The organism is Cellulophaga sp. Hel_I_12 (assembly GCF_000799565.1).
GTDB lineage: Bacteria > Bacteroidota > Bacteroidia > Flavobacteriales > Flavobacteriaceae > Cellulophaga.
Genome location: NZ_JUHB01000001.1, coordinates 2232781 through 2259092 on the forward strand (window position 1 = coordinate 2232781; position 26312 = coordinate 2259092).

At 35.1% G+C, this 26312-nt stretch carries 16 protein-coding genes; 6 read left to right on the forward strand and 10 right to left on the reverse strand.

Features of this window, described 5'->3' with window-relative positions:
* Positions 1-13 precede the first annotated feature (13 nt).
* Both GQ45_RS09815 and GQ45_RS09820 read left to right on the forward strand, forming a co-directional pair.
* Complete coding sequence (locus GQ45_RS09815; protein WP_047417363.1) at positions 14-1378, forward strand: OmpA family protein; 1365 nt, start codon at positions 14-16, stop codon at positions 1376-1378.
* 79 nt (positions 1379-1457) lie between these two features.
* A complete protein-coding gene (locus GQ45_RS09820) occupies positions 1458-4184 on the forward strand; it encodes a PD-(D/E)XK nuclease family protein (RefSeq protein WP_047417364.1) in 2727 nt (908 codons plus the stop codon).
* Here the strand turns inward: GQ45_RS09820 and GQ45_RS09825 are convergent, their stop codons facing one another.
* The 9 genes from GQ45_RS09825 to GQ45_RS09865 form a co-directional block, all read right to left on the reverse strand.
* Positions 4185-4895, reverse strand: coding sequence for an SDR family oxidoreductase (locus tag GQ45_RS09825; protein ID WP_047417367.1), 711 nt, complete (start codon positions 4893-4895; stop codon positions 4185-4187).
* Between the two features lie 121 nt (positions 4896-5016).
* Complete coding sequence (locus GQ45_RS09830) at positions 5017-5775, reverse strand: endonuclease/exonuclease/phosphatase family protein (RefSeq protein ID WP_231555180.1); 759 nt, start codon at positions 5773-5775, stop codon at positions 5017-5019.
* A 144-nt stretch (positions 5776-5919) separates the two neighbouring features.
* Positions 5920-7494, reverse strand: coding sequence for a family 16 glycosylhydrolase (locus GQ45_RS09835; RefSeq protein WP_047417371.1), 1575 nt, complete (start codon positions 7492-7494; stop codon positions 5920-5922).
* A 106-nt stretch (positions 7495-7600) separates the two neighbouring features.
* The gene (locus GQ45_RS09840) at positions 7601-9217 is read right to left on the reverse strand and encodes a RagB/SusD family nutrient uptake outer membrane protein (protein ID WP_081980910.1); all 1617 of its coding nucleotides are present in this window, start codon (positions 9215-9217) and stop codon (positions 7601-7603) included.
* Positions 9218-9242: 25 nt separating this feature from the next.
* A complete protein-coding gene (locus tag GQ45_RS09845) occupies positions 9243-12317 on the reverse strand; it encodes a TonB-dependent receptor (RefSeq protein WP_047417377.1) in 3075 nt (1024 codons plus the stop codon).
* 305 nt (positions 12318-12622) lie between these two features.
* The gene (locus GQ45_RS09850; protein WP_047417380.1) at positions 12623-15394 is read right to left on the reverse strand and encodes a triple tyrosine motif-containing protein; all 2772 of its coding nucleotides are present in this window, start codon (positions 15392-15394) and stop codon (positions 12623-12625) included.
* Between the two features lie 135 nt (positions 15395-15529).
* Entirely contained in the window at positions 15530-16258 is a 729-nt protein-coding gene (locus GQ45_RS09855; RefSeq protein WP_047417383.1) for an MIP/aquaporin family protein, read from the reverse strand.
* Between the two features lie 217 nt (positions 16259-16475).
* Entirely contained in the window at positions 16476-17972 is a 1497-nt protein-coding gene (glpK, locus tag GQ45_RS09860) for a glycerol kinase GlpK (RefSeq protein WP_047417385.1), read from the reverse strand.
* A 63-nt stretch (positions 17973-18035) separates the two neighbouring features.
* Positions 18036-19598: a glycerol-3-phosphate dehydrogenase/oxidase gene (locus GQ45_RS09865; RefSeq protein WP_047417387.1), complete on the reverse strand. Its 1563-nt coding sequence runs from the start codon at positions 19596-19598 to the stop codon at positions 18036-18038.
* Positions 19599-19777: 179 nt separating this feature from the next.
* Here GQ45_RS09865 and GQ45_RS09870 point away from each other — a divergent pair, with 179 nt between their 5' ends.
* Entirely contained in the window at positions 19778-20530 is a 753-nt protein-coding gene (locus GQ45_RS09870; RefSeq protein ID WP_047417390.1) for a DeoR/GlpR family DNA-binding transcription regulator, read from the forward strand.
* Positions 20531-20619: 89 nt separating this feature from the next.
* Here GQ45_RS09870 and GQ45_RS09875 read toward each other — a convergent pair whose 3' ends face one another.
* Entirely contained in the window at positions 20620-22038 is a 1419-nt protein-coding gene (locus tag GQ45_RS09875; RefSeq protein ID WP_197056936.1) for a sulfatase, read from the reverse strand.
* A gap of 588 nt (positions 22039-22626) precedes the next feature.
* Here GQ45_RS09875 and GQ45_RS09885 point away from each other — a divergent pair.
* The 3 genes from GQ45_RS09885 (at position 22627) to GQ45_RS09895 (ending at position 26284) form a co-directional block, all read left to right on the forward strand.
* Entirely contained in the window at positions 22627-23109 is a 483-nt protein-coding gene (locus tag GQ45_RS09885) for a hypothetical protein (protein ID WP_156125401.1), read from the forward strand.
* A gap of 119 nt (positions 23110-23228) precedes the next feature.
* On the forward strand, positions 23229-24947 hold the full coding sequence (locus GQ45_RS09890) for a DUF885 family protein (protein ID WP_047417401.1): 1719 nt from the start codon (positions 23229-23231) through the stop codon (positions 24945-24947).
* Positions 24948-25003: 56 nt separating this feature from the next.
* Positions 25004-26284: an agmatine/peptidylarginine deiminase gene (locus GQ45_RS09895; RefSeq protein ID WP_081980911.1), complete on the forward strand. Its 1281-nt coding sequence runs from the start codon at positions 25004-25006 to the stop codon at positions 26282-26284.
* Positions 26285-26312 lie beyond the last annotated feature (28 nt).

Below are 26312 nucleotides of genomic sequence, written 5' to 3' on the forward strand. Positions count from 1 at the left end.
TAAATATTATAAAATGAAACATCTTAGCAAATTATTAGTTGTTGCCCTACTTTTTGTAGGATTTAACAGCATTCAAGCGCAAGACGAGAATAATCCGTGGCAAATAGGTTTTGGTCTTAACGCCATTGATGTTTATCCAGCTGCTGGTACCAATGCACGTCTTGGTGACATTCCAAGTTCTTTCGGTAACGAATTTTTTAATGCAACTGATCACTGGAACATTCTTCCTTCTATTTCTTATGTATCTGTATCTAAATATGTAGGTAGTGGATTTTCTGTAGGCGCTAGAGGTTCTTTAAACAGAATTAGTAAATTAGGTGACGTAGAAGTTGATGATTTATCTCACTATGCAATTGACGGTACTATAAAATATTCATTCCTTAAAAATACAGTAATCGATCCTTTCGCTGAGATTGGTGGTGGTTATACTTGGGTTGAAGAAGTTGGTTCTGGTACAGTAAATGGTGGTGTTGGTGTAAACTTATGGTTTACGGAAAACATTGGACTTACTTTTCAAACTGTATACAAGCACGCTTTTGAAGATTACGGAGTTACACATTTCCAACATTTAGCTGGTGTCAACATTAAGTTCGGTGGTACTGATACTGATGGTGATGGTATTTATGACAAAGATGACGCTTGTCCAGAAGTTGCTGGTTTAGCTGCTTTCAACGGTTGTCCAGATGCTGATGGTGATGGTATTGAAGATAGCAAAGATGCTTGTCCTAATGTTGCAGGTTCAAAAGAAATGAACGGTTGTCCTGATACAGACGGTGATGGTGTTGCTGATAAAGATGATGCTTGTCCTAATGTTGCTGGCTTAAAAGCCTTAAATGGTTGTCCAGATGCTGATGGCGATGGTATTGCTGATAAAGATGACGCATGTCCTTCTGAAGCTGGTCCTGCTGCTAACAAAGGTTGTCCTTACCAAGATGCTGACGGTGATGGCGTTTTAGACAAAGACGATATGTGTCCAGATGTTGCTGGAACTGTAGCTAATAAAGGTTGTCCTGAAGTAACTGAAGAAGTTCAGAAAAAATTGAATGATTATGCTAGAACTATCTTATTTGATACTGGTAAATCTTCTATTAAAGCTGAATCTACTTCTGTAATGGTTGATATCATTACGATCTTAAAGGAATATCCTAATTCTAAATTTACTGTAGAAGGTCATACGGATAGTGTTGGTTCAAACAAATTAAACCAAAGCTTATCTGAATCTCGTGCACTTTCTGTAAAAGAATTTTTAGTAGAAAAAGGTATCGAAGAATTTAGATTATCTGCTGTAGGTTACGGTGAAGAGAAGCCAATCGCTTCTAACGCTACAAGATCAGGTAGAGAGCAAAACAGAAGAGTTGAAATTAATTTAGTAAAGTAATTTAATTACTGAGAATTAATTTTCAAATATTACATAGTAAAAAGCTCCGCAATCGCGGAGCTTTTTTTATTTTTACTTCATGCAAAGTTTTATTGAAGAAGTTGTAGAGACCCTTGTCAAATCTGAAAATGATATTTCTAAGCTACTCTTTGTTCTACCCAGTAAAAGAGCAGGTACGTTTCTAAAAAATAGTATTTCCAAATCAGCTCATAAAACCATTTTTGCTCCAGAAATTTATAGCATAGAAACCTTTGTAGAAAAAATATCTGGTTTTAGCTACGCAACAAATACTGACCAACTCTTTACCCTATATCAATCGTATCTAGCCACTACGAAGGAAGCGCAAAAAGATTCGTTTTTAAGCTTCTCCAAATGGGGACAAACAATTTTACAAGATTTCAATGAAATAGATAGATACCTTGTAGATACCAATAAAATTTTTTCGCATATGTCGGCGATTCAAGAAATGAATACCTACATGCAGGGCGAAAAAACACCAATGATTCAAGATTATGTAAAATTCTGGAACTCATTAGATGCGTTATACCATCATTTCAACACCAGTTTAGCGAAGAAAAACATAGCCTCTCAAGGATTTGCCTACCGAAAAGCTTACGAGAATATTCAAAATTTTATTTCGTCTTTAAAAGAGCAAAAAATAATATTTATTGGATTTAATGCCCTTAACAAAGCCGAAGAATTCATTATCCAAGAAGTTCTTAAGACTACCAATTCTGATATTTATTGGGACCTAGATTCATATTTTTTAGAAGATACCATCCACGATGCTAGTTATTTTATTCGTCAACACAAAAAAAATTGGTCTTATTTCAATGATCACCCTTTAAAAGGGATCAGTAATCATTACCTCAGCCCAAAGAATATCCAAATTATAGGCGTACCAAAAAACATATCACAAGCTAATTATGTAGGGGATTTATTAAAGAAAATACATGTAGAAAATGCTACTTTATTAAAAAATACGGCCATAGTCTTGGGAGATGAACATCTATTAAACCCAGTTATGAATGCAATTCCTATAGAAATTGACCGTGTCAACATTACTATGGGCTACCCTATTTCTAAAACGCCTTTAGCCGGACTCTTTTCCTTGTATTTTGATTTATGGCTAGGAAAAACTAAAAACGGATGGTTTTACGAGTATGTACTCAACATACTGTCAAACCCCTACATACAGTATTTCTTAGAAGAAAATTCGAGCAGCCAAGCTATGCTCATAGCCAACGCTATAAAAACTAAAAACTGGAGCTATATAAAAAGCCAACAGCTCTATAATTTAGTAGAAGATCCAAAATTATTAAGCATTTTATTTTCTGAAAAAGACTTTTCTGTGGATGTCTTTTTAAGTCACTGCATAAAAATAATCACAGTGCTAAAAGAAAAATTTCAGACTTTAAATCAGCACTTAGAATTAGAATACTTATATCGCTTTAACGCGCTATTTCATCAAATTTTACAGCTTGTACAGGAACATACATTCATAGCAGATATAAAGTCATTGCAAAGTTTATACAAAGAACTTATAGCTACTGAAACTTTAGATTTTCAAGGCGAACCACTGCAAGGCACTCAAATTATGGGAATGCTTGAGAGTAGAAATCTTGATTTTGAAACCGTTATTATTACCTCAGTCAATGAAGGCATATTACCTTCTGGAAAGTCAAATAATTCGTTTATTCCTTTTGATATTAAAATTAATTACGGCTTGCCTACCTACAAAGAAAAGGATGCCGTTTACACCTATCACTTTTATAGGTTGTTACAGAGAGCGAAAAATGTTTACCTCATATACAACACAGAACCTAATGTTTTGGAGGGTAATGAAAAAAGTCGCTTACTAACTCAATTATTGACCGATGAAAACAAAAATGCAGCTATTACTGAAATTACAGCTTCAAGCCTTGTAAAAACCTCTCCGATAAAAAAGCAAAGTATTTTTAAAAATGATGCGTTGATGGCCGAAATTAAAGCCTTAGGAACAAGGGGGTTTTCACCTAGTTCATTGAGCAATTATATAAGAAACCCAATAGATTTTTACAAAAAAAGTATCTTAAAAATATACGAAACTAATGAGGTTGAAGAAAGCGTTGCCGCCAATACCTTTGGAACTATTGTACACGATAGCTTAGAAGATTTATACCAAAGCTTTGTTGGAAAATTTTTAGAAAAAGAAAGCTTAACAAAGCTATTAACTGAGGTGGAGAAAACCGTACAACTCAATTTCAAAAAAACCTATGTAGAAGGAGAAATATCGACAGGTAAAAACCTTATTGCTTACCACGTAATTTTGCGGTATATTCAAAATTTCATTCAATTAGAAATAAAAGAAGTAGCAAAGCACAAGATTAAAGTGGTGGCTCTGGAGCAAAATTTAGAACTTGTTTTTTCTGTACCCAACATTGAAGTTCCAATTAAAATTAAGGGAAAGCTCGACCGTATTGATGAGGTGGATGGCGTACTAAGAATTATCGATTACAAAACAGGAAAGGTAGAGCCTAAAAACGTAAAAATAAAAGACTGGGAAGACATCATTCTAAACTATGACATGAGTAAGGCCTTTCAACTTATGTGCTATGCCCTTCTCTATGATCAGAAAACGCCAATAACGCGTATTGAAGCAGGAATACTATCTTTCAAAAACTTAAATAAAGGTGTCTTGTTATTCAACCAAAATACTACTACTGTCATAACCCAAGACACCCTTACTGATTTTAAAAATGTTCTCTTTGAACTAATTCAAGAAATTTTTGATCCTAACATTCCGTTCACCGAAAAAGAACTATAATTATTTTAAATCTGGTCGTGTAGGCCTAACTTCAATTTTACTAGGCAAAGTTCTTGGATTCATTTTTAATAAATCATAGACCAGTTCTCCAATATCCTCAGGTTGAATTTTCCAAGCATCTTTTTCAGAAGGCGTATGATCATTAAAATGCGTAGCTACTGAACCTGGCATAATGGTAGAAACTTTAATTCCGTATTGTCGTAAATCAAGCATTACCGCTTGTGTAAACCCAACAACACCAAATTTGGTAGCGTTATAACCCGCTCCCTTTTCAAAAAAATTTGTACCTGCTAAGCTTGCTAAAGTGATATAATAACCTTTAGATTGTTTGAGTGCTTTGACAGAGGCCTTTAGCGTGTGAAAAACTCCGTTTAGGTTAGTGTTGATCATTTGATGCCATTGGTGCTCTGACATTTGATCTATAGGCGCGAAATTACCTACTCCTGCATTAGCCAGCACCACATCTAGCTGACCCCATTTTTTTAGTATAGCTTCAACAGCTTTTTGTTCGTCAACTAACTTTGTAACATCTGATGCAATAGCTAAAACTTGATCTTTATTTCCTAGGGCAGTAGCAGCTTCTTGAACCGTTTTTAAGGTTCTACCGCTAATAGCGACTTTCATACCTTCAGCTAGTAATTTTTTTGCAGTACCGTATCCTATTCCTTTAGAACCGCCAGTGATATAGACGACTTTATTTTTTAAATCCATAATAACATTTATTTTAAGTGAAGTTAAAAATTGATTTACAGGAAATAAAAAATAGGGCGTTATAGTTTTCTTAAAACAAATTAAGGCTAAAAGTAAACGTGGTGGAACTTTTCAAGGAACCCTATGGTTTAATCCTTACTTGTACAAAAACAGGAAAGTGATCTGAAGGAAATTTAAAATCGATAGCGCTTGAAAAAGTAGCATATTTTTCAACTACAACAGCATCAGAAACCATAATATAATCTATTCTACGCGTCACAGGTTCGTTATATTTAAAACCATTAAATGTACCTTCAGGACCAAAAACTACTGTCGCTTTTTCTTTAGCATCTGATAAAACAGTCTTTGCTTCTGTTATCACTTCTGAATTTGGCTCCACATTAAAATCGCCCATGATGATTACCGGAAGGTTTTTAATGTTGACAGTTTTTATTTTTTCTAAGATAAGTTTCATGCCTTTTTGTTGCGCTACAGCTCCCACATGGTCAAAATGTGTATTAAAAACCCATACTTTTTGTTGGCTTTCTTTTAAAGCAAACAACCCATAAGTACAAACTCTTGGATAGGCTGCATCCCATCCCTTAGAAACCTTTTCAGGAGTTTCAGAAAGCCAAAAGGTATGTTCTTCTATCAACTCAAGCCTGTTCGAATTATAAAAGATTCCTGAGTGCTCACCTTCTTGTTCGCCATCACGTCCTTTCCCTATAAATTTATAGGCTGTTAATGTGTTTTTTAAATCATTTACTTGATTAGGTCTAGCCTCTTGAACCCCTAAAACATCAGGAGCCAGAAATAAAATTTGAGAACCTAAAAATTCTTTTCGGTTGGGCCAAGCATTTTCTCCGTCAGATGCAATATCTAAACGTACATTATACGTCATGACGCTCATTTGTTGACTTTGACAACTAGGTATGCACATGAACAAGACTATAAGTGAAAGTATAGGTGTTTTCATAGGTTTATAATTGATTAAAACGATATTTAAAATTAAGTACCAACAAGTGCCAATAGAAATTCAAATTTTTTATTTTGCCTGTTGATACACTCGAATATAATCAATAATCATTTGTTGTGGAAATATGGTATCGTCAATACCTTTTTGACCTCCCCACATACCACCAACCGCTACATTTAAAATAAGGTAGAATTTTTTGTCAAAAGGCCACTCAGCGCTTGTTTTACCTTCATTTTTGACTTGATTATAAACCACATCATCTACCATAAAATCTATTTTTTGAGGCGTCCATTCAATAGCAAAAACATGAAATTCATCATTTGGATTTTCAATAAAGGTCGATTTTCCTTTTTGTGTGCCCAGCATGTGGTTGTATGCTTTAGTGTGTATGGTACCGTGTATGGTATCATTATCATAACCAACATGTTCCATAATATCTATTTCACCACTTTCTGGCCATCCAATTTCTTTTCTATCCTCACTTAACATCCATATTGCAGGCCACATACCACGACCTTCAGGTAGTTTTGCACTCACTTCAATGCGCCCATATTGCCATGCCGCAAGGCCTTCGGTCTTTATTCTAGCAGAGGTATATTGTGCAGTATCAATTTCAGTTTTGTATTTAGCCCAACCACTAATTTCTGTATTTTTAAAATCTTTATTGGCTATTTTTTCTTTATGTGCTTCAAGAATCAAATGCCCTTTTTCAACACGCGCATTTTTTAAACTATCCGTATAGTACTGTTTTTCTTGATTGGCAATAAACCGGTAATCATAGCCCCACTTCGTCGTATCTGGCTTTCCGGTATAATTAAATTCGTCACTCCAAACCAAATGCCAGCCATTTTTTGACGGACTAGTTTTTAACCTTTCAAAAAGTAATTCAGGTTCGTTGGTGGTGATGTAATCAAAGTTATTTGCAATTAGCCAATCCAAATCTTCTTGAGAATTCGCTGTCCAAGCATTTAATTTTAGATTTTTATCTTTTGCTTCTTGTATCCATTCTGGTTTTCTTTTTAAAATATGAACGGCATAATCTAAGCCTGAAATACTATCATTGTGCAAAACCTCTGGCGATTTTGAACCATCTAAATACTGCGTTTTTGCCGTTGGGTTTAGTGCTATAATTTTTTGTAATATTTCGTAACTAAAACTGATGTAGTACGATATATAGGGCTCTGCATTAAGCTCAGCCACTAAGGCCACAGCTTTTTCTGCCATTAATACATTACGCCCTTCAATTTTTGAAGGTTTTAATTCGCAGACCAAACCCGTGCCAGGATTATTGTCCATTCCTGCGAGTATATAGTCCTTTAGGGTCGGTAAGGTTTCACCATTTGTTAATGTTTGCTCGGCTAAGGTGGCATAGGTGTTTTCTTCGATAATTAAGCCTTGATAATCAGGATCATGAGTGACGATTAAAATACTGTCTAAAGTCATTCTCACATCAAATTCTGAACCAGTACAACCTAATTCTATGGCTTGTTTTAAAGCAGCAATAGAATTTTCTGGAAGGTTTTTTGCCTTCCAAGCGCCTCTGTGAGCAATGACAGGATTATTTGCAAAAGTGACCTGCTTAGTTGCTATTGAACTACATGCACTGCAACCAAGGATAAGAACTATTAAAAAAAAATAACGCATATTTCTATAGATAAAAGAGTTCCTCATAAAAATCTAAGGGCAATAAATTGCCCTTAGAAATTAAATAAAAAAACTCAACTCAACTTTAACCTAATTTTTAAAACTATTAATTGTAACCTGTATTTTGAGGATAGCTAGGTCCGAACAAATCTAAATCTTCTTGAAAAATTGGCCAGTTAATAAAATAGTCTTGCCAATTTACTCTCGGGTCTCTACTACCTCCAAAATTATTTGGAAAGAATGCTCCATCACCAGCGTAATTTCTCATTTGAAAATTTAATGTTTCAGCACCAAATCTTTTTAAAGTAAACCAACGCTCTCCTTCAAAGGCTAATTCACGTGCGTTTTCATCTAAAATATCTTGCAAGGTTACGCTTGTTAAAGGGGCCGCGTTTGCTCTTGTCCGCACTGCATTGATATAAGGTAAGGGATCTCCACTACCAGATCTTAAAATAGCCTCAGCAGCTAATAAATAAGTTTCTGCTAAACGATACACCATGATGTTACTTCTTTGTAAATAAGAATTCGGATCATCATCATCTTGGGTATACTTTAATGTTGATGGGTGAAGTCTTTGATAAAAAGTGGTATACGTTCTACTAGGATTGTTTAAATCAGTAATCGGCTGATAAATAGTTATCTCTTGCCCTGAGTTTGGACCATCATTATAAAAATATTTTAACCTAAAATAGGTGTCATTATCTCTCGTATCATTTGGATCAGCTGCGAGTAATCCTTGTAAGTATAGGTTAGGTAAAACTCTTGAAAATCCTCTACCCCCCTGAGCTGTTTCAGCATTAATACCTGGAATTTGAAAATATTGAGTTACAAAATTAGCATTTATCATTGTGGTACCGCCACCACCTAATATATTGTCTTGCGATTGTATGACAAATAATTGTTCTGAATGATTTCTATCGCCTTTAAAGACATCAGCTGTGCTTGACACTAAACTATGTGGACTATCTGGATCTTCAATGACCGAAACCGCTTGGTTGCGAGCTTCAGTCCAATTTCCTTCCCATAAAGCTACTTTCGCTTTAATATGTTTGGCAGTACCTTTTGATACACGACCAAAAGTTACGTTCCAATCTAAATGTTCAACTGCAAAAGCTAGATCGCTATTCAATAAGGCAAATATTTCTTCTTCTGAAGATTTATTCTGAATAACCTCAAATGCTGTTTCGACGGTTACTGTTTCCGTAGAAACATAAATATTATTATACATTCTATATAAAAAGAAATAGGAAAGTGCTCTAAAGAACTTCGCTTCTGCTATGATTTTATCTCTACTTTCTTCGTCTAAACTATCTAAATCCTCTGCCGCGTTTATAATATCGGTTGCTTTATTTGCAATCGTATAAAAACGTTTCCAAAATAAAGAGGATACAAATTGGGAACCTAAATCAACTGGAGAAACTCCCCTCTCATATCTACCCATAAGTCCTGTATATCCAGATCTAGAAAATGCTAAATCACTTCTTGAAGGTAATACCACCCCTCCCATATAGTCTTCTGTACCTTGATCATAGCGATCTCTATAGAATTTATACAAACTGACTACTCCTGATTTTAAACCTTCTTCTGTAGTATACACATAATCAGCATCGATTAATGTTGTTGGCTGTTCTTCTAGAAAGTCTTCACACGAAATTGTAAAGAAAATAGCCATTAGCAAAAACAGGCTATATTTTACTTTTTGATAAAAATATGTTGTTTTCATTTGTTTATTTTTTTAATTATTTTAATTATAGACCAACTTTTACTCCAAAAGTTAAGGCTCTCGCATCAGGATATCCCGTATCGGCAGTTGAAAAAGTATTTCTTATGTTTACCTCTGGGCTATAGCCAATATAATCTGTCTTAGTAAACACGTTTGTTGCCGTTACATAAAACTGAATAGAATCTATATTTAATTTCGGAAGCGATGATGATGGTAATGTATAGCCTAAGCTCAATGTTCTTAACCTAACATAGGAAGCATCTTTAATGGCTAAAGAATTCAAATATTGCGGAGCAGTATCAAAACTTGGTCTTGGAAAGGTTGTTGATGGATTTTCTGGTGTATAATAGGGAACCTTAACTCCGTTTAATTTACCTGATAAAGTACCCCCATTGTTAAAGTCTGATAAAAAAGGATTTACTCTAGTGGCTCCTTCTACCGCATAAAAATCAACAAATAAATCAAAACCTTTGTAATTTAAAGTTGAAGACAATGACCCAAACCAATCTGGATTAGGATCTGTATAAACACGATCTTCTGGTGTAATTCTACCATCAGGAACTCCCGTGATATTGCCATCTATATCAACACCATTTGTATCTTTAATTCTGATATCACCTGGTCTTAAATCTGTCTGTACAATAGTTGACTCTGGATTTGCTTGAGGCGCATTTGCAAAATCATCTCCAACTTGCCAAATTCCGTCAAATGCGTACTGGCGTATAACTCCAACAGGTTGACCAACAAAATAATCAAAAGCATCATCTTCCAAAATGGCGTCTCCATTACCATCATTATATAAATCTACTAAATTATTTTTATTGTTAGACCAATTGGTAGATACCGACCATCTAAAATCTTGAGTATTTATTAAGTTAGCAGTTAAGCTTAATTCAACCCCGGTATTCTGTAATTCTCCAGCATTGAAATAGGTGCGATTATACCCAGTGATTGAAGGCACACCTCGTTGTAATAATAAATCGGTTGTTCTAGCGTCATAATATTCAAAGGCTCCTGTTAAGAATCTATCGAATAGCGAAAAATCTAAACCAAGGTTTAAGGTCGTGACTCTTTCGTATTTTAAATCTCTATTGGGCAATACTCCTGTTGGAGAAAAACCTGAAGCCGTTTGTCCATTGAAGATATAAGGCTGATCCTCTGCTGTAAATAATGATCTAAACGGACTAGATGGAAAGTTCACAAGCGTACCATAACTGGCTCTAAATTTTAATTCCTGAATGGCATCTATTTCTCTAAAGAAACTTTCATTATGCATTTTCCAAGCAAAAGAAGCTGCTGTGCTTTGTGCCCATTTATTGTTCTCTGCGTTTGTCGATGCTGCATCCGCTCTAAATGTCCCTGAAAACAAGTATCTATCTAAAAGATTATACCGTAAACGCGCCATGTAAGACGTTAAATTAAGTGGGTTTTCAGCACGTACTACTGTTACGTTACCTATTGCATTGCCAATCCCATTGTAGCCTAGATCTTCGTTAGGAAAACCTTGTCCTTCGGTTAAAGTTCCATTAAACCTATCTTCTTGTGACGATTGTACTAGGGTTAAATTAAATTTATGATCTTTTGTAAACTCTTTGTCATAGTTCAGGATGTTTTCAATTAAATATGATTTTCTTGTTTGATTTTCTATTCTTGCCACACCTCTTTCAGTCGCCCCTGGTGAACTCAAAGATGATTGGTATTGTCCACGTTCAGAATTTTTACGCGTGAGGTTTGCTTTTAATTGGTAGGATAAATTATCAGTGATTTTATACATAGGTGATATGTTAATCACAAAATCATTACCTAATTCATCATTAGTTTGTTCTCTTAAATTCCACAATGGATTCGTAGCTGTTAATTCCTCGCCACTAGGAAATTGCGTGATATTACCATCTGCATCAAAAGCACTTCCTAAAGGAGAGGTGGTAATGACATTTACATTAGCTGATCTAGCGATATCATCTGTTAAGAGATTCAAATCAAAGGCAACAGAAAATTTATCATTGATTTTTTGATCTACGTTTAAACGCAAATTCGTTCTGCTGTAACTAGATGTTGGAATAATACCATTTTCTTTAAAATAGTTTATACTCGAATAAACCTTTGTCATTTCTGTACCTCCAGAAATACTAATTGTTTGGCTATTAATCAAACCTGATCGTAATAACTCTTCCTCCCAATCCACAAATCGATTGTTAGCGATATTGTCAATTTCAACCAATGAAAATGCATCTATTTCATTTGGGTATTCATCCGTTGCATTGTTAGCACGGATAGCTTCTCTACGTAATTGTGCAAATTCTTGCCCGCTATACACATCAAAATTACGTTCTACAGTTTTTGAGGTCACAAAACCGTGATAATTTACTTGTATTTGACCACTTGTTCCTCGTTTCGTAGTAATTAAAATTACTCCATTCGCCCCCCTTGAGCCATAAATAGCCTGAGCCGAAGCATCCTTTAGTACTTCAATAGAGGTAATGTCATCGGCATTTATGTCTTCAATGCCACCATCTCTAATAATTCCGTCAACCACATAAATTGCACTTGTATTTCCTTCAATAGAACCACGTCCTCTAAAGATGATTTCAGAGTTTCCACCTGGTCTCAAAGTACCACCACCCACTTGAACTTGTAGGCCTGCAATTCTTCCTCTTAGCATTTCTGTTACATCTGATGTGGGCGTTAAAACAGCTTTTTCTAAATCCGTTGTCGCTACTGCATTTTGGATATCACTTTTCCTTTGTGTACCATACCCAACCACAACAATTTCATCTAAAGCACTGGCATCTTCTTGAAGTGTAATAGTCATTTCACTGCTCAAAGCATTAACTTCTTGAGGTGTGTAACCAATATACGATACCACTAAAACAGCATCCAAATTGGCAACAGTGATGGTAAACCTACCATCAAAATCTGTAGAAGTACCATTCGTTGTCCCTTTTACTATAACTGATGCTCCCGGTAGTGGCATATTATCGCCAGCTGAAGTTACAGTTCCAGAAATCTGCATTGTTTGAGCGCTGACTAAACCCAAACTAGAGAAGAGAAAACAGGCAAACAACAATTTAAATTTTTGATTAAATAATTTTAATTTCATGAAAGTTAGTTTTTGTTAAAATTATGATTGACTACAATAGTAGGAATAGTGATTCTGTAAACAACCACGTCTAATATTATGTTTTTGTAAATTTAAGTTCAAAAAAATACTATTTTGGTAATTCACACCTCGACAAAAAACGAACATGATAAAAGGTTTAAGAGAAAATTAACAAAAAAATCGCTGATAGTGCGTGTTTACTACAAAAAACCTAAGTTATTCAAATATGTTAAAATTATTAAGAATATTGAAAAATAAGGTCTTGTAGTGGTTTTGTAGTGGTCAATAAACACCTTGTAGTGGTTTTAAAATTTTAAGATGTATTCTACTAAACCATCGTCATGCTCTAAATTTAAACGTTTTCTTAAACGATAACGTTTAGTTTCAACGCTCTTTGTAGATATATTAAGTAGAGGTGCTATTTCTTTGGACGATAAGTTTAATCGCAAGTAAGCACAAAAACGCAAATCGTTAGGTGTAAGCTCAGGATGTGCTATTTTTATTTTTTCTAAAAAATCCTTATCGGCATTATTAAATGCCTTTTCAAAAAACTGCCAATCTTTAGAATTGTTTAAATTTCTATCGATTAGCACTATGGCCGATTCAACTTCCATGGACTTAGAATTCTTTTTTAATTCTTTTTTAATACTGTTAAGTACTTCATTCTTTTTTATGATACTCATCGTAGAAATTGCCAATTCACGATTTTTACTTTCTATAGCCTGATTTAACTTTTCATTTTTAATTTGCATGATGGTTTGTTCATTTTCTAACTGCTCATGCTTTAATTGTTTACGATAATATCTTTTATACGCTTTGTGGGTCATAAAGCCTATAAAAGTTAGAACAACGAAATAAAAAGTTAAGACGAGGTTACTAAAATACCATGGCCTGCTAATCATGAAATTATAATTTAAAGTGTTTTTTGATATTTGATTGCCTATTTTAGCTCTCACTTCAAAATTATAATCTCCAAAAGATAGATTTTCAAATCTTGTACGGGATTCGTTAGACCATTTACTCCATTTATCGGATAAGCCTTTAAGTCTATATTGGTATTTGACATCTAAAAATTTTTCATATTCAGGAACAGAATAGTTAAAACTAATAATGCCTTTGTCATAGTCAAATTCACCAGTATTTTTAGTATCAATAACCTGTGTTTGATCATTGAGGCCTTCTAAGGTAATGGCATTTAAATATATAAAATGTTCATTCCTGTGGTTGATTTTTGAAAGATCTATGGTGATATATCCATTAGCTGTACCTAAAAGATATTTATCCGTATTGAGTAAACTTATATTCTCATATCCTAGGGGTCCTTTTCTCAAGTATGAAGAAATTGAAATTGTATTTATTTTGGGGTTATTTGTTACAACGTCATTGGTAATGTACACTAAATTATCTTTCGTAAAAGCCCATAACTTATTTTTTTTATCTACGATTAATTTCCCAGATATATAATTGTCTTTTGAAAAAATAGCACTTAAAATACTATCTTTTATAAATTTATTTTTCACTGAATTATACCTAAAAGCTCCATTTTCTGAAGCGTAGATGATATCATCTCCATACATCGTTAAACCCGAATTTTTTCCGATAGCTAAATTTTCCTCCATACTAAAGTCTATGACTTTGGTAAATTGATGATCTAGTTTCAATTTAAAAACTCCCTTATATTCATGATTCACCCAAACCTCTTGATTCTCATTCAAGACAAAGTATCGAGAAGAATTTTTAAAACCATCAATTTTATTTCGAACATTCCAGGTTCCATTAATTTCTTGTAAAATGTTTAATCCGTTATAATTACCTTGAAGTAATATGTTCTCTCGATGTGGAATTTCTTTGATGTCCCAGGTGCCAAGAATGCTGCTAACCTGTTCTGCTTTGTCTTGATCAATAATAAAAGTTCCTAAATGATGACCACAAAATAAGGTGTTATCATTATGATTATAGAGGCTCCAAACCTGACCTTCGGTACCCTTAATAAACCTAAAACTTTCATTGTGGTGCTCCAGATTTCTGTAAAATAGGCCCTGATTAGTGCCAATATACAAATAGCCTTTAAATACTTGAGAAGTATAAACAGTACCTATAATACCCTCATAATCGAATAAGGTTTTAATGGCAGATTGAACATTAACGCAATCAATGCCATTATCTAAACCGGTCCAAACATTTTGAGCCTTATCTTCAAAAAGGGATAGCACGGTATTATTACTTAGTCCTCTTTTTTGAGTCACTTGATAATCTATGCGCCCCTCTTTTGTGATATGAATTAATCCGTTAGAAATGGTGCCTAACATAAAAGAACCGTCTTTGAGTTGTATGCCCGTAAAAACACTGGTAGTTTTCAATAGGTCATCGGCTTCAATAGACCATTTTTTTAATTCCCCGTCTTGATAGTTATAAAATCCCAAATTTCTAGTGATAATAACTAATGCATTGTCTACTTCAAAAACGTTTATAATTCTTTCTTTTTCGGCAATATCGCCCTTGATAATTAAATTTGGTATGCCACCGTCTATACGATATAGCCCTTCATTGGCCACGTGAAAATAAATCTGATCATTTACTTTAAACAACTTATATATAAGATTGTTGACTTTAATGGTTTTAAACTTTTGGGTTGCTGTATTGTAAAAATAAATATGATCGTTTGTTTGAAACAATACCCATTCATCATAACCAATAATATTCCAAACTTGTTCATCTTCTGCCATTGGCATTTCTAAATTTTGCACAAGAGAAGTATAAAAAAGTACTCCAGATTCATTTGGTTTCCAATACCCAAATTCAGAATAACAACCCGTATAGATCATATCATCAATGACACTTACAGCTCTCATAATGGTATTATTAGGAGAATTGAAAAGGCGCCAATCTGATCCATTAAACTCTAAAAGTCCTCGATTATTTGCAACGTAAATAAAGTTATTAGACGCTTGGGAAACCATCCAGTTTTGATTATCTCCACCATAATCCTCTGCCGTATATTTTTGAATAGGGGGTATCTCCTGGCAGAAACACGCCAAGTTGAAAAAAACTAATAAAAAAAATTGAAGAATTTTCATTATGTGCTCAGGTTTCTGCAATGATAACAAACCCAAAACCTGTTATAAATATAGTTTTTGAAAGTGGTTATACAAAATAGTAGGTCATTTAAAATGGAATTTTTAAGCTCTAATTAGCTCCGATTTACAACACTTTTAGGATAAAATCAACATCAATACAGCAGCCAAACAGGCGCCGACAATAGGGCCCAAAACAGGAATTAAGGCGTAGCTCCAATCACTTGCCGCTTTATTTTTTATAGGCAATATGGCATGCATAATTCTTGGTCCTAAGTCACGCGCAGGATTAATGGCATACCCAGTTGTACCGCCTAAAGACAAACCAATAGACCAAACTACAAAAGCTACAGGCAAAGCGCCTAAAGAGCCTAAACCAATAACTGTTCCCGGTTCTGTAAGTGTTGCGTCTGTAAAATAAAGTACAGCGAAAACCAATACAAAGGTTCCTACTGTTTCACTTATAAAGTTCGAAAAAATATTGCGAATGGCTGGAGCAGTGCAAAAAACAGCTTTTTTTGCTCCTGCATCTTCTGTTGCCGCAAAATGATCTCTATAAATTAGCCATACCGTTCCAGAACCCAACATGGCACCTAGCATTTGAGCTAAAACATAGCTTGGAACATCTTGCCAAGGAAATTTTTCTGCTACAGCTAAACCAATACTTACGGCAGGGTTTAAATGGGCGCCACTGTAAGGACCGCTAATAACAACCGCTACATAAACAGCTAAAGCCCAACCCGTGGTGATCACCATCCAACCACTATTATTCCCTATGGTTTTATTCAAAACAACATTGGCAACAACACCCCCACCCAATAAAATAAGGATTGCTGTTCCAATAATTTCTGAAATAAATGGCGTCATAATCTTGTGGCTTTGGTTCGTATTTTATGAAGTATTCTGTTTTTTATGTACATTATAAATAGTCTTTTACTTCTACTCAAGTAAAAGAGTTACAAATTAAAACAAATTGGACTATATTCTTTGTAAAAGAAAAAATTCAAAATAATTTTGGGCTGATCGAATCTAAAAACTCCCTTAAGGCAGTTCAACGCTATTTTAAACGCCATACATTGACTCTCTAATCTTCTTCAGTCCAGTATTCCAATGCCCTAATCGCCTTATACCACCCTTTAATCTCTTGATCTATAACTGCTCTTTCTTTGGTAGGTTTAAAACGTTTATCCGTTTGCCAAATCTGCTCAATTTCTTCAGGACTTTCCCAGTAACCAACTGCTAAACCCGCTAAAAAAGCGGCTCCCATGGCTGTAGTTTCTACAATTTTAGGTCGCACCGTTTCCGTGTTTAAAACATCAGCTTGAAACTGCATGAGCATATTATTAATCGTTGCTCCCCCATCAACACGCAATTCTTTAATTGATATTTCAGCATCTGCTTCCATGGCTTTTAAAATATCCATTGTTTGGTAGGCAATAGCTTCTAAAGCGGCTCGAGCTATATGTGCATCTGTACTTCCTCTGGTTAAACCAAAAATGGTGCCCTGTGCTTTTTGATTCCAGTGGGGTGCGCCAAGACCCGCAAATGCTGGAACAAAATACACTCCTTCGGTACTTTCGACAGAACTTGCTAACTTTTCTACATCTGCAGAGTTTCTTATAATTTTTAGACTATCACGTAACCACTGTACCACAGCACCAGCAATAAAAATACTTCCTTCAAAAGCATAGGTAGTTTTACCGTTTATTTTCCAAGCGACCGTGGTGAGTAAATTATTTTTTGATACGACAGGTTTATCGCCAATATTCATCAACATAAAACAACCCGTACCATAGGTGTTTTTGACCATTCCAGGTTTTGTGCACATTTGGCCAAATAAAGCTGCTTGCTGATCTCCTGCAATCCCCGCAATAGGAATTTTGGTATCGTAAAAAGTAGAACTTGTATGCCCATAAACCTCACTAGAGGCCTTAACTTTTGGCAACATACTTTTTGGAATGGTCAATAACTTTAATAGTTCATCATCCCAATCCATCGTGTTAATATTGAACATCATGGTTCTTGATGCATTGGTTACATCCGTTATATGCTGCTCGCCTTTTGTAAAATTCCAAACTAACCAAGTATCAATAGTACCTAAGATAAGATCCCCTGCTTCAGCTTTTTCTCTTGCACCTTCTACATTATCTAAAATCCATTTTACTTTTGTTCCGGAAAAATAAGCATCAATCACCAATCCTGTTTTTTCTCTTATGAGATCATTTTTGCCTTGTTTTTTGAGTTCATCGCAATAATTTGCTGTTCTTTTGTCTTGCCATACAATGGCATTATAAACTGGTTTTCCTGTATTTTTATCCCAAACAAGAACAGTTTCTCGTTGATTTGTAATCCCGATGGCAGCAATATTTTCTGCATTCAACCCTTTTTTGGCAATTACCTCAGCAGCAACACCTGTTTGCGTAGACCAAATTTCTGTTGGGTCATGTTCAACCCAGCCCGGTTTTGGAAAATATTGAGTAAACTCTTTTTGAGCTATCGAAATAATATTTCCTTGTTTATCAAAAACAATAGCTCGTGAACTTGTTGTACCTTGATCTAAAGCAAGAATGTATTTTTCCATGGTATTTGTTTTAGGTTTAAAAATAGAATAAAAAAAAACGAATTAGAACGAAGTATTCCACATTTAGACTATATATTGATCTGATAAAATTATAAATTCCTCAATTTGACTTTGTTTCCAAGCTTCATTTTTATTTAAATACTTCCCTAAGATTTCGGCTACTTGAGGTGCTATTTCTTGAGCTGCTTTGGCATCTAAAAACAAAATTCTTACGCGCCTGGCCAGAACATCCTCTATAGTACGCGCCATTTCATGAGTAACCGCCCATACTACTTCTGCTTTTAAAAACTCTAATCTAGGGTGTAGTTTATTGCCCAGCTCTGGATCAGTTTCAATGAGCGCCTCTATCGCTTTTTGGTCTGTTCCATAAATATAAAGATGATCTGCATCATCTGCTGAACCGTCTGCGCCATGTATCGGGAGATGCTTTGTTTTACACGCTTTTTGTGGTAGTTTACCTAAGGCAATGACTTTGTTTATAGTGTCTTGGGCCATTCTGCGGTAGGTCGTCCATTTTCCACCGGTAATGGTCACTAAATCAGATTCAGAAACAATAATTTTATGACTTCTAGAAATCTCTTTTGTTTTTTCTGAATTATCTTTAGGTGCTGCCAAAGGCCTTAAGCCGGCAAAGATACTCAGAACGTCTGCCCGGCTTACAGGCTTATTAAGATACTCATTTGCCGTTTCAAGTATAAAATCTATTTCTTTCTCTAGAGGTTTTGGTTCTAAACTATGACTGTCTAGCAAGGTATCTGTTGTGCCGACTACAATTCTGTTGTGCCATGGCACTAAAAATAGCACTCGACCATCTGTAGTTTTCGGAATCATGATAGCATCATTACCAGGCAAAAAAGAACGATCTAACACTAAGTGTATTCCTTGACTTGGCCTTATGGTATTTTTAGCCCCTAACTTATCCATTTGTAATACCTCATCTGTAAAGACTCCAGTAGCATTAATCACCACCTTTGCATTTAAGGTATATTCCTTTTCGGTTTCTACGTCTATCGCAATGACTCCACAGACTTTAGCTTTATCATTTTTCTTTAACTGTTTTACTTTAAAATGATTTAAAACGGTAGCACCCTGTTCAATACAAGTTTGCGCAATATTAACAGCTAACCGAGCATCATCAAACTGACCATCGTGATAAACAACACCTCCTTTTAATTTTTTTGTTTTAATCGTAGCTAATCGTGAAGATGTATCTTTTTTAGATATTCGCTTAGAACTTCCAAAGCTTAATTTACCCGATAAAAAATCATATATTTTTAAACCAATGGTATATTGTAGCGTATCCCACCAAGAATAATTGGGAATAATAAAGGATTGATTTCGTACCAAATGGGATGCATTTTTAAGCAGTAAACCTCTTTCGTATAAGGCTTCTCGCACCAAATCGATATTACCCTGTGCTAAATAACGCACCCCGCCATGTACCAGTTTTGTGCTTCTACTGGAGGTACCTTTGGCAAAATCAGACTGCTCCAAAAGCAAGGTGCTATACCCTCTTGTTACACTATCTAAAGCAACGCCTAAACCTGTTGCACCACCACCTATGACAATTACATCCCAATCTAATTCGGATGCTACTTTTGCTACTAAAGACGCTCTATCGAACAAATCAACTTAATTTTAATTAGCTTTATTTTCTTTCAAATATAAAAAAATTATAATCAAAACGAAATAAAATGAAACTTTATTGATAAAAAATATAGGATTTAATAGGTAAATAACTTCAATTTCTTTCGTACGTTTCATTTATTTATCTTTGTAGATGAATTCTACTATTATCCTAAAAAATGAAACGACATCAAATTATATTAGAAAAATTAGCAAAGAAAAAACATCTTGAAGTATCAGAATTAGGCGATTTGCTGAATGTTTCTACAGTCACAATTCGAAAAGATTTGCGATTATTAGAAGAAAAAGGTCTTTTGTTCAGGACTCATGGTGGCGCATCTTTAGACAACCCTTATATCAATGAAAAGGCAATTGGTGAAAAAGAAAAAATATCGGTCGAAGAAAAAAACGGTATAGCCCAACGTGCTGCGCAAATGATTGATGAGAACGACTCTATAATGATTGCTTCAGGGACTACGGTGCAAGCCTTTTCTAAGTTTATAAAACCAAAAAATAAACTTACGGTCATTACCTCTTCGCTTTACGTGGTACTGCATTTAATACAGAATAAGAACATAGAAATTTTACAGCTTGGTGGTTATATACGCCATTCTTCTGGTTCTGTAATTGGGTCCTATGCAGAACACATTTTAGGTAATATATCTTGTAGTAAGCTTTTTTTAGGGGTCGATGGTTTCGATTTAGACTATGGTTTATCTACCACTAATTTAGAAGAAGCTCAGCTTAATAAAAAAATGCTCCATGCTGTTCAAAAAATTATAGTGCTAGCGGATTCTTCAAAATTTGGAAAAAAAAGCTTTGCTAAAATTTGTGATATGGACCAAGTTCATGAACTCATCACCGATAAAGGGATATCACCAGAAATTAAGAGGAAAATTGAAGAAAAAGGAGTGAAGGTTACAATGGTTTAAATGAATTAAACCTGTACCCTAGATTTAATTCTACATGTGGACAAAAGCTTAAACCATCCATAAAAAGTATGCCGTCTTGCTTCTTTTATTTATTGCTGAATATTCGCATCACACCAATTCTTATAAGCCAATTCTAAGGCCTTAACCTGTTCAGGATACTTTGATGCTACATCTTTACGTTCTCCTGGGTCTTGAGTAACATTAAAAAGCTTTAATTCACTATTGTCTACTATTGGCGAAATATACTGTACAGAAGGTTCGCTTTTCCAATGGTTTTCATGTGAATTGGTCAATTTCCAATCCCCTTGCCTAACTGCCCATGTTTTCTGCCATTTCCAAACTAAAAGTCTATTTTTATCAGGCTTTAAAAGGCTTATCCCATCAAGGGCTGGATCCTGAACTTCTACACCTGCTGCATCTAAAAGAGTGGGTAGGATATCGGTGGCAGACACATAGTCGGTCACTATATTATTAGTTTCAATTTTACCTGGCCAGCTTATCGCCATAGGCACTCTGATACCACCTTCCCAAAGCGAATATTTACCTCCTGTTAAGGGTGCATTATTAGCGCCAGTTAACGGAGATCCCCCATTGTCGGATATAAAAACAATAAGCGTATTTTTAGCTAAGTTTTGTTCTTTTAAGGCGTCTAAAACACGACCAATATTATCATCTAGATTATTTAAATTAGCCAAGTAGTAATTTCGTAATTCATCCGCTTTAATAGCACCAACCCTTGAATATTTATCGTAGTACGCTGCATATGAACCTGGCTCATGGTTTCCAAAAGCTTCCATAGTACTTGGGTCGTAATTAGGAATTTCTTTAGCTCCAAATTTGTCTAAATACTTTTTAGGAACTTCATGAATTAAATGGTGTACTGCACTATACGATAAGGTAAGAAAAAAGGGTTTTTCGTGTTTTCTTTTAAGGTAAGCAATCGATTCATCGGTAAAAATATCCGTTAAATACCCTTCATTGTAACTCTTCTCCCCCATATTGTGCATTAGTGGCCCTAAAAGCGCACTTGTGCCGTAGGGATCTGGTGTTTTATCTTTAATTTCTTGAGAGTTTAACCAGTAATCATGAGCGTGGGCACTAAAACCTAAAAATTCATCGTACCCATGTTGTAATGGATACTCCCGTACATCATTTTTATGAAAATTGCGCCCCAAATCATTTTTTCCAATTTGCGCCGTATGATAGCCTGCTTCTTTTAAATATTCTGCAATAGTTTTTACCTCATCTGGCAAACCTGGTCCCCAACTTGCTGGTTTATCCCATCTAAACTGATTTTTTCCTGTTAAAATTCCTGCTCTTGAAGGACTACAAACAGGCGCAGTCACGTAAGCTTGCGTAAAAACAGTACCTGCCGCTCCTAATCGTAATATGTTTGGGGTAGATACCGTTTTATCGTGATCTTTAAATGGTGTAAAGTCGGCATAACCTTGATCGTCAATGACGATGAGTAAAATATTTGGTTTTTCAGGTGCTGTCTTGGTTTTCACGGAGCAAGAAATAAAATTCAAGCCGATGAACAAGAGTATTATATTTTTCATAATCAAGATTGCTATATTTTGATTTACTTCAAATGTAATAAAAAATAATCATACGAAACAAAACGAAATTAAATTTTGTTTTTACAGGAGAGCAATTTATTTCAAAGATAAAAAGTGCCTTTTGGCGATGACACTCAAAGAGATAGAGAAAAAATTACCCTAACAATATATTATAAGCGTTCAACCCTCCTTTACAATTAATCTTTCCCAATTCGATGAAGTTGCGAACACTGATAGGTATATAAAAAAATAATTCGAGTCGGTAAATCCATAAAAGAATCACTGATCCATAGCTTACAGTGCATTTGATAGAGGTTTTCTCATTTTACTTTTGGAAACCTACGGATAAATAAAAAATTTATTTCAGAAAGCATTTACCATGTTTCGTGCTATATTATTTTGTAATATACCTAATTAACAGTAATTTAAACTTTTCATTTACTCTTTATCAACAAAAACTAAGGATAAACTATAACCTATAGCTTTTTTTTTGGGAATAAATATAATACGCTCATAACCAACCAATAGAAATCTAAAATGAAAAAACCACTCATAATCCTATTAGCGTTTCTAGCCATAAGTTGCCATAGTGAAAAGAAAAACCAAACGGCATCTATCAGCAATTTAGCAGACATCAAAAAACAAGAAAATTCCCTTAAAATAGATTCTTTTGCCGTAGCACAAGTAGTACTCTCCATGCTGGATGTTGCCATGACCAAAGACCTTTCAGATAGCCTCGTATTTAATCAGTGGACTGATTTCTTTACGAGTGACTTTTTATATGGGGAGTCTGAAGGAAAACCTGCTCTTGAGATGGGCAAGGATGGCTTCAAGCTTATTCGTGAAGCATTTAAAAATATCAAAATAAACTACGATGAAATAATAATTGACCATGTAGAAGCATCCAGTGACTTAGCTTATGTTTCTTACCATTATATTGCCACTGTAACAACAATCAAGACCAATGAAACCCAGGGCATATCCCGTTCGGCGCTGGCCATATTAAGGAAAATAAAGTAGGAAGGTGGAGAGTAGCGTATCAATCATTCAATTAACGATTCCGTAGTGTAGTGTCTTTCGACCCTACAGTACGGAAAGCAATGTTTAATACATTGAAAATGAATTATTAAAATTTAATCATGAAAAACGGAATTATTATCCTTTTAGCATTTCTGGCAGTAAGTTGCGCTTCTGATAAGAAAAATCAATCACCAACTATCATCGATTTGGCAGACCGCTTTTTTGAAGAAACTTTATTAACGAATCCCCAACAAGCCTACGCCAGCGACATTCCTTTAAAGGATCATAGCCTGGTGAGTATTAATTCATTATCAGATATCAAAAAATGGGAAGATTTTGAAGATAAACTGTATGCTGATTTACAAATAATAGACGAAGCAAATATTTCCGAAAAAAGCGAAAGAATAACCTATTGGCTTTTAAAGGAACAATTAGAGGGCAGCATTGGAATGCGAGTTTGTAAAAGAAACCTATGGAATGTGAATCAGGAGACTGGCATTCATCATATATGGACGTACTTAGCCGATTTTCAGCCGGTTGAAAATGATACTTTAAAATTTCAAGCTTTCGAACGTTGGAACAAACTGCCAGCTATTCTACAGACGGAAATGGATAATCTTTCAATTGGGATTGCTGAAGGATATACCATGCCCAAAGAAATCGTAGCCATTGTTATTGAGCAACTGCAAACGCTTGGAGACTATCCGCTTGAAGATTCGCCATTTATGTCGCCAGCCAAAAGAAGTGAAGATGAAGCTTTCGCCAATAAATGGAAAGAATTGGTGATTATTACGGTATTGCCCGCTTTTAAACAATACCAAAAATTTCTTGAAACGGAATACCTGCCAAAAGCCCGTGAGGAAGTATCTATCTTGGCTAATCCAAATGGTAAGGCATGTTACCAAGCCTTTATTCGAAGTATGACCACTACAAAAAAGTCAGGCGATGAGCTATTTGAATTAGGGTCTAAAATCGTAGCAGCGAATACACTAAAAATTCAGGCATTAGGAAAAGAGCTTTACCAATCAAACGATTTTTCAGAAATTATCAATCGCATTAAAAGCGACTCGACCAATTATTTTAAAAGTAGGGACGAAATCTTGGCATATAACAATAAAATAATGAACGATGCTAAAATTAAAAGTGCAGCTTGGTTCGATGTTTTGCCCTCTACTGATGTAATTATCAAGCCGTATCTATCACACGAATCTGGCGTTGGAAGTTATGAGGCTGCCACAGGAGACAAACCAGCCTATTACCGAATTAATTTAAAAGACCCAACGCATCAAACCTTTTACAGCAATGAAACCTTATCCTTCCACGAAGCCTATCCTGGGCATCATCTACAGATAGGAATTGAAAAGGATATTAAAGGAATGCATCCGATACGCAACTTGATGTGGTTTGGAAGTTACGGTGAAGGCTGGGCACGATACAGCGAACAACTATCTGAAGAAATGGGGCTTTATAACTACAAAGCGTCCTTAATATCCAGAAGAGCATGGCCATCAAGGGGACTCGTTATGGATCCTGGTTTACATTTAAAAAAATGGCCTAAAGAAAAGATCATAATCTTTATGATAGAATCTGGTATTGAGGAATCAATGGCATTGAATTTATATCAAAGAAGTATCGTTATGCCAGCCCAGTTGACGTCTTATGATACTGGAGGTGAAGAAATAAAAGCGTTACGAGTATTGGCAGAAGATCAACTTGGTGATGCGTTCAATATCAAAGAATTTCACACCAAAATACTTGAAAATGGGTCCATCCCTTTATTGCCATTAAGGGCTGTGATAAAAGATTGGATTGCATTGAAAAAACAACCGATGAATTAAATATTGATTTCACTTACAAATCATGTACAAATCAAAATCATTATAAAGTATAAATTATGAAATTTATCTTAACCCACTTACTGCTATCAGTTTTAATCGTTTCATGCACATCGCCAAAGAATAATGATTTGCTTGTTGTGGTCAATCAACCCGCAGAGTTTGAAACGCAAGAAGCTCTTTGGTTAATTTGGCCGTCTACCGATCATAAAGAAGGGGAATCGGTTGAAAATGTTACCCTTTCTATTATTGAAGCGTTACTAGGAGATATAGACATTGTGGTTACGTGTAAAGACAAAGAACTGCTTCAACAGGCCTCGCAAATCTTAAAAAATCGTTTTGGAAACCAGCCAAGAATTCAACTATTGGAAATCCCATCGGTTGAAATTTGGGCAAGAGATATGGGTCCAATATTCGTTGAAACGAATAAAAACAACTTGGCCGTAGCAGACTTTAATTTTGATTCTTGGGGATATGCAGATACTCTGGATATCGATACCAAAACAGAGGAAATGTATGATGTAAGAGTAGCCCAGTATTTTAATTTGCCCGTGATTTCGAGTGCCATGATTAGCGAAGGTGGAAATCGAGAAGTCAATGGAAAAGGAACATTGATAACCACAGAAGCAGTTGAAATGGGCAGAAATCCGAGCATGACAAAGATGGAAATGGAAGCAGAATATGAGCGCCTTTTAGGTGTAAAAAAAACTATCTGGTTACAACAAGGTTTGGTTGAAGATGACCATACTTTTCTCGGACCCATTACAACTAAGGACGGAACAAAGGCCTATACCGTAGTGACGACCAATGGCCATGTTGATGAATTTGTTAGGTTTGTAAATGATTCCACCTTGCTTTTGGCACAAATAGATAGCACGGAATTGGACGATCCTATTGCTTTTGAAAACCATAAAAGAATTGAGAAAAATTATCGCATATTATCAAAAGCAACAGACCAAGATGGTAAGCCATTTACCATTATTCGAATGCCACTTCCGGGTACTGTTTTTTCAACTTTGAGTCCGGGCGATTATGTGTACGAAAACATAAAAAATCTTGATTACGAAGAAGAAAATATCTTCCCAGATGGAGAAACTGTAAAAGTTATGGCTGCCTTGAGCTACCTCAACTTTATCATCACCAACAAAGTAATTATTGGTCAGACTTTTTGGAGAGAAGGCATGCCTATTAAATTGAAAGAAAATGATAAACAAGCTGCATTGGTATTGCAATCTGTTTTTCCAGATCGAGAAATTGTAATGATAGACGCCCTGGCTGTTAATTTGGGTGGCGGTGGTATACATTGCATCAGTATGCAACAACCCGTACATTCAAAATAATTAGTTTCAAAAATAGCACAAATCAAAA